This window comes from Janthinobacterium sp. SUN206 (genome assembly GCF_030587305.1).
Taxonomy (GTDB): Bacteria; Pseudomonadota; Gammaproteobacteria; order Burkholderiales; family Burkholderiaceae_D; genus Janthinobacterium; species Janthinobacterium kumbetense.
On record NZ_JAPWIB010000003.1, the window covers coordinates 556,460 to 568,268 of the forward strand.

Annotated in this window: 6 protein-coding genes and 1 pseudogene; all 7 read left to right on the forward strand. The window is 63.3% G+C overall.

The window, feature by feature from the left end; all coding sequences use genetic code 11:
- Window positions 1-21 precede the first annotated feature (21 nt).
- A pseudogene (locus tag O3300_RS19495) lies at window positions 22-1,347 on the forward strand (type IV pilus secretin PilQ); the annotation flags it as partial.
- Window positions 1,348-1,459: 112 nt separating this feature from the next.
- The gene (locus O3300_RS19500; RefSeq protein ID WP_305053844.1) at window positions 1,460-3,670 is read left to right on the forward strand and encodes a hypothetical protein; all 2,211 of its coding nucleotides are present in this window, start codon (window positions 1,460-1,462) and stop codon (window positions 3,668-3,670) included.
- A gap of 102 nt (window positions 3,671-3,772) precedes the next feature.
- Complete coding sequence (gene aroKB / locus O3300_RS19505; RefSeq protein ID WP_251349708.1) at window positions 3,773-5,392, forward strand: bifunctional shikimate kinase/3-dehydroquinate synthase AroKB; 1,620 nt, start codon at window positions 3,773-3,775, stop codon at window positions 5,390-5,392.
- Between the two features lies 1 nt (window position 5,393).
- Complete coding sequence (locus O3300_RS19510; protein ID WP_305053846.1) at window positions 5,394-6,530, forward strand: deoxyguanosinetriphosphate triphosphohydrolase; 1,137 nt, start codon at window positions 5,394-5,396, stop codon at window positions 6,528-6,530.
- Between the two features lie 145 nt (window positions 6,531-6,675).
- Window positions 6,676-7,386 carry a sulfate reduction electron transfer complex DsrMKJOP subunit DsrO gene (gene dsrO / locus O3300_RS19515; RefSeq protein WP_077398882.1) on the forward strand — a complete coding sequence of 237 codons (711 nt, stop codon included), beginning with the start codon at window positions 6,676-6,678 and terminating at the stop codon, window positions 7,384-7,386.
- Window positions 7,387-7,389: 3 nt separating this feature from the next.
- The gene (gene nrfD / locus O3300_RS19520; RefSeq protein ID WP_305053847.1) at window positions 7,390-8,502 is read left to right on the forward strand and encodes an NrfD/PsrC family molybdoenzyme membrane anchor subunit; all 1,113 of its coding nucleotides are present in this window, start codon (window positions 7,390-7,392) and stop codon (window positions 8,500-8,502) included.
- A gap of 10 nt (window positions 8,503-8,512) precedes the next feature.
- Window positions 8,513-11,734, forward strand: coding sequence for a molybdopterin dinucleotide binding domain-containing protein (locus O3300_RS19525; RefSeq protein ID WP_305053848.1), 3,222 nt, complete (start codon window positions 8,513-8,515; stop codon window positions 11,732-11,734).
- The last annotated feature ends 75 nt before the right edge of the window (window positions 11,735-11,809 follow it).

An 11,809-nucleotide genomic window follows, 5' to 3' on the forward strand; every position in this document is an offset into this window, starting at 1 on the left:
CACGTGTCGGCGCCGCGTTTGTATGCCGGCGAGAAAATCTCCGTCGACTTCCAGAACGTGGGCGTGCGCGCGGCCCTGCATATCCTGGCCGATGCGTCGGGGCAAAATATCGTCGCCAGCGACAGCGTGTCGGGCAATGTGACGTTGCGTCTGCGCGACTTGCCGTGGGACCAGGCGCTCGACGTGCTGCTGCAGGCGAAAGGGCTGGACATGCGGCGCAATGGCAACGTGCTGTGGATCGCGCCGCGTGAGGAAATGCTGGCGCGCGAAAAGCTGGAGCTCGAAACGCGCGCGCAGATCGCGGAACTGGAACCCTTGCAGTCAGCCATCTTCCAGCTCAATTACCAGAAGGCCGAAGCGTTCCGCACGGTGTTCGCCCTGGACGCGGGAGAAGGGCGCAGCCGCCTGCTGTCGCGCCGTGGCAGCGTGCTGATCGAGCCGCGCACGAATCAGCTGTTCGTCACCGACGTGCCGGCGCGCCTGGAGCAGATCCGTCAACTGATCGCCAAGACAGATATTGCCACGCGGCAGGTGATGATCGAGGCGCGCATCGTCGAGGCGAATGACAGTTTCAGCCGCAACCTGGGCGCGCGCCTGGGTTTTACGGACCAGCGCCTGGCGGCGGGCCAGGTGCCGGGATTTTCCCTGAGCGGCAGCGGGCGCCGCGCGGCCATCGGCGGCAGTTACCAGGGCGTGGGCGAGGCGACGGGGCAAACGGTGGCCGGCGCCGGCGCCTTCGTGCCGAACACGCAATTTGTCAACTTGCCGGCCGCCAGTATCAATGGCTTGCAGCCGGCCAGTTTCGCCCTGAGCCTGTTTTCGGCGGCCGCCAACCGTTTTCTGAACCTGGAATTGTCCGCGCTGGAAGCGGACGGCAGGGGCAAGATCATTTCCAGCCCCCGCGTGGTGACGGCCGACAAGGTGCTGGCGCTGATCGAGCAGGGCATCGAACTGCCGTACCAGGTGGCCACCAGCAGCGGCGCCACGTCGATCACCTTTCGCAAGGCGAACTTGCGCCTGGAAGTGACGCCGCAGATCACGCCGGACGGCAACGTGGTGCTGGAAGTGGACGTCAACAAGGATAGCGTGGGCCAGGAAACCCGCTCCGGCTTCGCCATCGACACCAAGCACGTGCGCACGCAAGTGATGGTGGAAGATGGCGGCACGGTGGTGCTAGGCGGCATTTATCAGCAATCCGAGCGGGGCACGGACAGCAAGGTGCCGCTGCTGGGCGACATCCCCGTACTTGGTGTTTTTTTCCGCAGCACGGGCCGCAGTCAAGAAAAAACCGAACTGATGGTGTTTATTACGCCGAAAATAGTGGCAGATCGGCCAGCAACACGTTAATGTCACATCTTTACGTTTAAGTAACAATGCAAACGAAAGCGGACTGATGGCGACTATGCGGAATGTATCTTGGAGCAACACTTATTGGAGTCGGGTATCGAATTGGCTGGTCTTGCTGGCGCTGGGCGCCTTGCTGGCCGCCTGTGGCGGCGGTGGCGGCGATCCGACCATCGATGGCGGCAGCAGTGGCGGCACGACGGGCGGCGTGGCCGCGACGGTCACGGTAAGCCTGTTGAACGCCGCTGGCCAGCCCAGCAATGCATTGAGCAGCACGGCGCCGCTGACAGCCAAGGCGCTCGTCAACGATAAAAATGGCGTTCCTGTCAGCAATGCCGTGGTCACGTTTTCAGCCGATGCCACGCTGGTATCGTTGTCGTCAACCAACGGCACGGCGTTGACCGACGCCAAGGGCTATGCCAGCATCACCGTCTCGGCCTTGAATGCGACGGTTACCGGTGCGGGCAAGCTGACGGCCACTGTTGCGGCAGGCACCGCCACGGTAAGCGGCGAGGCGAGCTATGACATCAAGGCGGCCCAGGCATCGGGCGCCAAAATGACGCTATCGCTGCTTAACGGCGGCAGCGCCAGTAACGCGCTGTCGAGCGCCGCGCCGCTGACGGCCAAGGCGTTGGTGACCGATTTGAACGGAAAACCGATCAGCGACGTGTTGGTGGCATTCTCGACTGACAATACCATGGCAGTGATGTCACCATCGGTAGGGACGGCACTGACCGATGCGACAGGTACGGCCAGCGTAACGCTGCGTCCTTTCAGTCTGTCGGCCAGCGGCGCCGCCACGTTGCGGGCGACCACGACGGTCAATGGTGCCGTTGCCAGCAGCCAGATCAATTATGTGCTGGGAGCCACCGACCTGAGTGCGGAGAACATGCGGTTTTCGCCCGCCAGCATCCCGGCCTATGGCACCACCAACGTCACGGTTGATGTCATGGCTGGCAGCAGCCTGTACACGGGATCAGGCCAGACGGTAAATTTCAGTTCGACTTGCGTGCAGGCCGGCAAGGCTAGCGTGACCAGTGGCGTGCCTGTCGTCAATGGCAAGGCCACAGCTGTTTTCCGCGACCTGGGTTGCAATGACTACGATATGGTCAATGCCACAGTGGCGGGCAGCGCTTCCATGTATCACGCGACGCTGCCGATCGGCCGCGTCGCGCCGGCATCGGTACAATTTTCCAGCGTCAGTCCGGTAGGCAAATCGATCGTGATTCAAGGGCAGGGCGGCATAGCGCGCACGGAAATGGCTACGCTCACTTTCCGCGTATTCGATACTTTCAACAAACCGCTGGTCGGCCAGGAAGTGACGTTTTCGTTGTTGAACGGCCCTGGCATGACGCTCAATAAAGTGAAAGACACCACGGATGCCAATGGTGACGTCATCACCACCGTGAGTTCCGGCACCACCCCGACCACCTTCCGCGTCAAGGCCAGCCTGGCCTCTGGCATTTCCACCTTGTCCGATTCCATCCTGGTAACGACGGGTTTGCCTGTGCAAACGGCGTTTTCGCTCAGCTCTGTCAAGTCCAGCGTGGAAGGCTGGTCGTATGACAGCCCCGTAGGCACCCCTGCCACGACCGTCACTATCTTGCTGGCAGACCAAGCGGGCAACCCTGTTCCTGACGGCACGCCGGTGGCATTTCAGAGCAATTTGGGCGCCATCGGCTCGTCCAGCATGGGCGGCTGCACCACCATGAACGGCGGCTGCTCGGTCGACTTCCGCAGCCAGAACCCGCGTGTGGCCACCAATCCACCTGTCACGCCCTGCAATGATGTCAGCAATGGCGGCACGGCCGACAGCCTGTGGCCCGGTCTTGCCACCATCTGCGCCAGCACTTCGGACGGCAGCAAGACGTTGTTCGCGAAGATCGCCATCTTCCTGAGCGGCAGCCGTCCCGAAAATGTCACGCTGTTCGATCAGTCGGCCCAGGTCAGCCTGGATCGCAGCACCTATGATCTTGGGAGCGTTTCAGCCGCTGCAGTGCGTCAATTCAGCTTGAGATTCAGCGATTTGCATCAAAACCCCATGCCTTCCGGGACCACGGTCGCGATCACGAATATGATCAATGGCGTTGGATCCATCACTCCGGACAGCATACAAAATATCTATCCGCACAACACGCTTGGCGTGGATGACCGTACCGGAGGCAACATTCAAGGTAACCAGGGAGGCCGGCATGCCGTTACAATTAACAGCCTGACGCCGACAAATTGTGTAGCGAATGTGGTCAGCACGTTTAATGTAACAGTGACGACGCCGCTGGGTAACGCCACCAGTTACCCGTTTAGACTGACATTCTCCTGTCCTTGACGTAAGGGGAAACGGGCGCCGTAGAGGCGGTGCCTGCTTATTTTCTGATTGATATAAAAAGTGTCCGAAATTTCCAACAGTAATATCTTTCTTGTCGGCCTCATGGGCGCAGGCAAAACCACGATCGGGCGCATTTTGGCCCGCAAGCTGGGCTTGCGCTTTGTCGATTCCGACCACGAAATCGAGGCACGCACGGGAGCGACCATCCCGTGGATCTTTGAAATCGAGGGCGAGGCCAGCTTTCGCCGGCGCGAGGCCGAAGTCATCCGCGACCTGAGCGCCCAGGAAGGCATCGTCATGGCCACCGGCGGCGGGGCCATCCTCAACGCCGACAGTCGGGCCTACCTGAAGGAGCGGGGCACGGTCGTCTACCTGCGCGCCAGCGTCAGCAACATCCTTGCGCGTACCAGCCACGACAAGAACCGCCCCCTGCTGCAGACGGCCGATCCGCGCCGCAAGCTGGAAGAATTGACGTCGCAGCGCGAGCCCCACTACATGGAAGTGGCCGACATTGTGATCGACACGGGCCGTCCTAACGTACAATCGATGGTTCAGACCATCCTGATGCAGCTGGCCAGCCTCGAGTGCGAGGCTTCGCCCAATTGCGTCATTCATGCAGAGCCTTCGATGAACGAGCAATCCAAAATGTTGTTGAGCGTAGACCTCGACGAGCGCAGTTATCCGATCGCTATCGGTCCCGGCCTGCTGGCCGACGCCGATGCGCTGCTGCGCCATATCAGCGGCCACAAGGTGGCCATCGTCACCAATACCACCGTCGCCCCCCTGTATCTGGGCCGCCTGCAGGCGGCGCTGGCTAGCGATGGCCGCGAAGTGATCAGCATCGTCCTGCCGGACGGCGAAGAATATAAAAACTGGGCCAGCCTGATGCAGATCTTCGACGCGCTGCTGGCCAATAAATGCGACCGCAAGACCACCCTGGTGGCCCTGGGCGGCGGCGTGATCGGCGACCTGACCGGCTATGCGGCGGCCAGCTACATGCGCGGTATCGGTTTCGTGCAAGTGCCCACCACCCTGCTGGCGCAGGTCGATTCCTCCGTCGGCGGCAAGACGGGCATCAACCACCCGCTGGGCAAGAACATGATCGGCGCCTTCTACCAGCCGCGCGCCGTGATCGCCGACACCTCGACCCTGGAAACCCTGCCGGCGCGCGAGCTGTCGGCCGGCCTGGCCGAAGTGATCAAGCATGGCGCCATCATCGACGCAGCCTTTTTCGACTGGATCGAGGCGAACATGGCCAAGCTGATGGCGCGCGACAAGGGTGCGCTGGCTTACGCGATCGCCCGCTCGTGCGAGATCAAGGCCGACGTGGTGCGCCAGGACGAACGCGAAGGCGGCTTGCGCGCCATCCTGAATTTCGGCCACACCTTCGGCCACGCCATCGAGGCGGGCCTGGGCTACGGCCACTGGCTGCACGGCGAAGCCGTCGGCTGCGGCATGGTGATGGCGGCCGACCTGTCCTGCCGCATGGGCTATATCGACCAGGCGGCCGTGGAGCGCGTGCGCGCGCTGGTGGCCGCTGCCGGCCTGCCGGTGAAGGCGCCGGACCTCGGTGTCGAGCGCTGGCTGGAACTGATGGAAGTGGACAAGAAGAACGAGGGCGGCGCCATCAAGTTCATCTTGCTCAAACCCTTGGGCAGCCCGAACATCACGTCCGCGCCCCACGAACTGGTGCTGGCCACCCTGGCCGCCGGAGTGCAATAACATGCTGCCCGAAGACTTCCTCGCCCCGTACGCGGCCCATTCGGCACAGGGGCAGGGACGTCGCTTTGCCGAGGCGCCGCACGCCTCGCGCAGCCAGTTCCAGCGCGACCGCGACCGCATCATCCATTCATCGGCTTTCCGCCGCCTCGAGTACAAGACCCAGGTGTTCCTCAATCACGAGGGAGACCTGTTCCGCACCCGCCTGACGCACAGCCTGGAAGTGGCGCAGGTGGGCCGCTCCATCGCGCGCAACCTGCGCCTGAACGAAGACCTGGTGGAAGCCATCGCGCTCGCGCATGACCTGGGCCACACGCCATTCGGCCACGTGGGCCAGGACGTGCTCAACGAATGCATGCGGGAGCACGGCGGCTTCGAGCACAACCTGCAAAGCCTGCGCGTGGTCGACACCCTGGAAGAGCATTACGGCGCCTTCGATGGCTTGAACCTGATGTTCGAGACGCGCGAAGGCATCCTGAAACACTGCTCGCTGGCGCATGCGCGCGAACTGGGCCCCGTGGCCCAGCGCTTCATCGATCGCACGCAACCGACCCTGGAAGCGCAGCTGACCAACCTGGCCGATGAAATCGCCTACAACAGCCACGATATCGACGACGGCCTGCGTTCCGGCCTGATTACCATCGCCCAGCTGGAAGAGGTGGAGTTCTTCGGCCGCCTGTGGCGCGACGTGCAGCAGGCGTTTCCCGGCCTGTCGGGCCGGCGCGCCATCTACGAAACACTGCGCCGCCTGATCACGGCCCTGGCCGACGATCTGATCGTCACGTCGACTTCCCTGATTGCGGACGCCGCTCCGCGCGACGTCAGCGAAGTGCGCGCCAGTCCCCCGCTGATCCGTTTTTCGGACGCCATGCGCAAGGATGCGACGGAGCTCAAGCGGTTCCTGCGCGCGAACCTGTACCGCCACTACCAGGTCAACCGCATGCGCGTGAAGGCGAGCCGCATCGTGCGCGAACTGTACGACAGCTTCATGGCCGAACCGGCCCTGCTGCCGCCCGACTATCAACTCAGGGATGGCGACGTCACGCAGCAGGCGCGCAAGATCGCCGACTACATCGCCGGCATGACGGACCGCTACGCGATTCGTGAGCACCGCAGGCTGTATTCGCTCGACGAGTTGTAAGCGCATTACCCCCATTCCTCTCCTCTGTCAATTGGCATGATCATCTAGGTCCCCACCCGATCATCCCAATACCCCCGTAGCGCCTTCTTTTCTATCATGGCAGCAAGTCAACAAGGGCTTGCCGCCCATAGTCAAGGAGAGTGTCATGATTGAATCGCGCCGCAGTTTCTTGCGCGCCTTGCCAGCCGTAACCATCGGGGCGGCCATCGCGCCGCTGCCAGGCAAGGCGGCCACCAAGGGTGAAGGCGGCCAGCGTTGGGCGATGGTGGTCGATGTGCAGAAATGCATCGGCTGCCAGGCTTGCACGGTCTCCTGCATCATGGAAAACGCCGTGCCGGAAAACAGCTTCCGCACCGTCGTCTCAACCTATGAAGTCAAGGAAGAGAACCGCTGCGGCACCTACATGCTGCCGCGCCTGTGCAACCACTGCGCCAATCCCCCCTGCATTCCCGTCTGTCCCGTCGGCGCCACGTTCCAGCGCAAGGATGGCGTCGTCGTCGTCGATGGCGACCGCTGCGTGGGCTGCGCCTACTGCGTGCAAGCCTGCCCGTATGACGCGCGCTTCATCAACCACGAAACGGGCAAGGCCGACAAATGCACGTTCTGCGCGCACCGGGTCGATGAAGGCTTGCTGCCTGCCTGCGTGGAAACCTGCGTGGGCGGCGCGCGTATCTTCGGCGACCTGAATGACCCGGACAGCGTGGTGCACCAGCTGCTGACCGAGAACAAGGTGAAGGTGCTGAAACCCGAGCAGGGCACCCAGCCCCACGTGTTTTACCTGGGACTGGACACGCGCTTCGCCGGCCACGTCGAGGGCGAAGCGACTCTTTGGCAACCGAGCAAACACGGGAAATAAACCATGGACAGCCACATCACCGAAATTCTCAACGTCACGCGCGAAGCGGCATGGCTGCCGTGGGCGGTGCAGTATTTTTTCCTCATCGGCCTCAGTTATGGCAGTTTCATGCTGACGCTGCCGTACTTCGTCTTTGGCCGCAAGGCGTATGAACGCCTGGGACGCATCGCGCTGCTGGCATCCCTCGTCTGCGGCATGACGGCGCCCGTGGCGCTGCTGGCCGACTTGCACGGGCCGGGCCGCTTCTACCATTTCTATATTTACTTCCAGCCGCAGTCGTGGATGTCGTGGGGCTCGTTCTTCATCCCCCTGTATCTGGGCTGTTTGATGCTGTACGCGTGGCTGGCGCTGCGCGTGGACTTCGCCACACGGGGACAGGGCCAGGACCGCCTGGCCTTCGCCTACCGTTTGCTGGGGTGCGGCGGCGCCGCATCCTTGCGGGCCATTCGCGTCGCCGCTGCCTTCACCTTGTTGGCCGCCTTCGTCGTGGGCCTGTACACGGGCATGGAAGTGATGGTGGTGCGTGCCCGTCCCCTGTGGTTCACGCCTTTCCTGCCGGCGCAATTTGCCGCCACGGCCTTTGTTGGGGCCGTGGGCCTGGCGCTGCTGTTCAACCGCTTCCTGCCGGGCCGCGACAAGGCGCTGGAAGTATCGCTGAACCGCGCGCTGGCCCTGTCGCTGGCGCTGGTGCTGGCACTGGGCGGCGGCTGGCTGTTCGTCAGTCTTTCCGGCGTAAGCGCCAGCCACAGCATGGCCTTTACGCAGGTGGCGGGCATGCCGCAATGGCAGTTCACGGCCGTATGGGCCGTGCTGTCGGCCATCGTGCCGATGGCGCTGGCCATCTGGCGTCCGGCCACGAGTGGCCTGGCCAATGGCCTGATCGCGCTGCATAGCGCCTGGATGATGCGCTGGACGATTTTTATCGGCGGCCAGACGATTCCGAAGACGGGCGCAGGCCTGTACGACTACCACCTGCCGATGGGGAACGATGGCTTGCTGGGCATTATTGGCACGGCCGGCCTGTGGATCGCGCTGCTGTTGCTGATGCTGGAATTTTTGCCATGGGCGGGACGCGTCGTCGCTGGTCGCAGCCGTCCCGCCATGGCCACGCACTGAGGAGTCAAAAATGAACGATCAAATACACAACAACGCACACAACGACGTCCCTGACGACGAAAACGAAAAACGCCGCAAGCTGTTGCGCTACGGCGCCATCGGCGGCGGCCTGGCCGCGTTTGCCGCCAGCTTTTCCACCACGGCCGGCCGCATGGTCGACCATGCGCTGGGCAAGGATAAACCCGTGCAGAAACTGCATGGCAATTCCCTGCCGCCCGAGTTTTCCGTCGATACGGCCACGGGCAAGCTGACGGTCAATCCCGACCAGCAAGTGAGCTACACCATGTGCATGGGCTGCACCACGTTTTGCGGCGTGCGCGTACGTCTCGATAAAAAGAGCGGCAAGGTGCTGCGCGTGGCGGGCAATCCCTACAGCCCCCTGTCGGCCGACCCGGCGCTGCCGTATCAAACCTCGATCCGCGACAGCTTTGTGTCGCTGTCGCGCTTCCAGGAAAAGGGGCTGAAGGGCCGTTCGACGGCTTGCGGCCGCGGCAACGGCGTGCTGGAACAGATGAAGTCGCCGTTCCGCGTGCTGGCGCCCATGAAGCGCGTGGGACCGCGCGGCGGCGGCCAGTGGGAACCGATCGCCTTCGACCAGTTGGTGAAGGAAGTGACGGAAGGCGGCGACCTGTTTGGCGAAGGCCACGTGCAGGGGCTGCGCGCCTTGCGCGAGCTGGAAAAGCCGATCGATCCGGCGCAGCCGGAACTGGGCCCGCAAGTGAACCAGGTGGGCCTGATGTGCAGTACCGACGATGGCCGCCTGGCGTTCGGCACGCGCTTTTTCAAGCAGTCATACGGCAGTTTGAACCTGGTCAACCACGGTTCGTATTGCGGCGGCGCCTACCGCAGCGGCTCGGGCGCCATGTTCGGCGACATGAAGAAGATGCCGCACGCGAAAGTGGACCTGGAAAACACGGAGTTCTGCATTTTCGTCGGCACGGCACCAGGCAATGCGGGCAACCCGTTCAAGCGCCAGGGTACCCTGATCGCCAAGGCCCGCTCTGGCAAGCGCGAATTCAGTTACGTCGTTGTCGACCCCGTGCTGACAAACGCGGACAGCCTTGCCGCGGGCGACCGCAGCCGCTGGGTACCGATCAAGCCGGGTACGGATGGTGCGCTGGCCATGGGCATGATCCGCTGGATCATCGAGCACGAACGCTATGACCGCAACTTCCTCGTGCAGCCGAACCTGAAGGTGGCGGAAGCGGCGGGCGAAGCCGCCTGGTGCAATGCCACGCATTTGATCATCAACGAGAAGGGCCATCCGCGCGATGGCCGCTACCTGCGGGCGTCGGATATGGGCGCGGTGGAGCTGCCGGAAGAAGAGCGTTACAAGGATGGCGACGCCTTTTGCGTGATCGACGCCGCCACGCAAGCGATCGTGCCGCACAATGCCGCCAAGGGCGAGGCGCGCCTGTTCTTCGACGGCCCGCTGGATGTGGCGGGCGCACCGCTGCACCTGAAGACGGCCATGACGATGCTCAACGAGGAAGCGCAGCGCCACAGCATGGATGATTACGCGGCCGCCTGCGGCATAGGGCGCCACATCATCGAAGGGCTGGCGCAGGAACTCACCAGCCATGGCAAGCGCGCCGCCGTCAATGCGCACGGCGGCATGATGTCGGGTGCGGGCTTCTATAACGCGTATGCGCTGGTCATGCTCAATACCCTGATCGGCAATTTGAACCGCAAGGGCGGCACCCTGGTCAACGGCGGCAGCTTCAAGGATGCGGGGCCTGGGCCGCGCTATAACCTCGAGAGTTTCGACGGCGAGATCAAGGCGGCCGGCATGCCGATCGGGCGCAATGTGCCGTATGAAAAAACCTCGGAATTCAAGCTGAAGAAAGAAGCGGGCAAGGCGTATCCGGCGAAGGCACCGTGGTATCCGAATGCGCCCGCGCTGGCCACCGAGTGGCTGACCAGCGCCATGAACGGCTACCCGTACACCCTGAAGGCGCTGATTCTGTGGAGCTGCAATCCCGTCTACGGCATCACGGGCTTGCGCGCGCAGATCGGCAAAGAGCTGGCCGATCCGAAGAAGATTCCCCTGATCGTCGCCATCGACCCCTTCATCAATGAAAGTTCGGCGTTTGCCGACTACCTGTTGCCCGACACCTTGCTGTACGAAAGCTGGGGCTGGGCTGGCGCCTGGGGCGGCATGCCCGTCAAAATGAGCACGGCGCGCTGGCCCGTGGTCGAACCGCGCGTGCAAAAGACGCCGGACGGCCAGACCATCTGCATGGAATCGTTCTTCATCGCGCTGGCGAAAACGATGGGCTTGCCCGGTTTCGGTCCCGAGGCCTTGCAGGACATGGATGGCCAGCGCTTCCCCCTGCAGCGCGCGGAAGACTGGTATCTGCGCGGCGGCGCCAACATCGCCTGGCAGGGCAAGACGGCCGTGCCGGAGGCCAGCGACGACGATATCGATTTGTCCGGCGTGGGCCGCATCCGCCCCGAACTGGAGCGCACCCTGAAGCCGGAAGAGTGGCGCAAGGTGGCCTTCATGCTGGCGCGGGGAGGGCGCTACCAGAGCTATGGCGAAATGTTCGGCCTGCGCCTGCCGCCACCGGCGAATCCCAAGGCGCCGGCAGCTCCTGTACCCGTGATCGACGAGGCGCCGTATCCGCAGGACTGGTCCACGCACCGCTATCTGAAACCGATGATGCTGTACAACGAAGGCCTGGGCGTGAGCAAGAACAGCTTGAGCGGCAAGCGTTTCCCCGGCACGCCCGCGTGGCGAGTGGCGGCGTTTGCCGATGGCACGCCCGTGCGCAAAACCTATCCGGCCAGCGAGTGGCCGTTCGAGTTGATCAGCTTTAAATCGGCGCTGCAGAACTCCTACAGCATCGGTGCGCGGCGCTTGCGCGGCATCCATCCGGACAACCCGGTCGCCGTGCATCCCGACGATGCGGCGCGCTTGAAGCTGGAAAATGGCGATGCCATTTACCTGGAAACGCCGGGAGGCAGGGCCAGGGCCACGGTGATGCTGCGCCATGGCGTGCAGCGGGGCGTGATCGCCGTAGAACACGGTTTCGGCCACAAGGAGCACGGTGCGCGCGCCCACCGTATCGGCAAGCTGCGTCAGCCAGATGAACCGGCCATCGGCGCCGGCATCAACCTGAATGACCTGGGATTGACGGACCCGAGCCGCGGCGACAAGAACGTGTTTGTCGATCCCGTCTCGGGCACGTCGGTGCGGCAGGGGCTGCCGGCGCGCATCGTGCGGGCTTAACGAACGCTCAACAAAACCGTAGCGAGCGGAAGGGAGGTGCGGTCGAGAAGCGTAGCTGTGCGAATGCACAGTGAG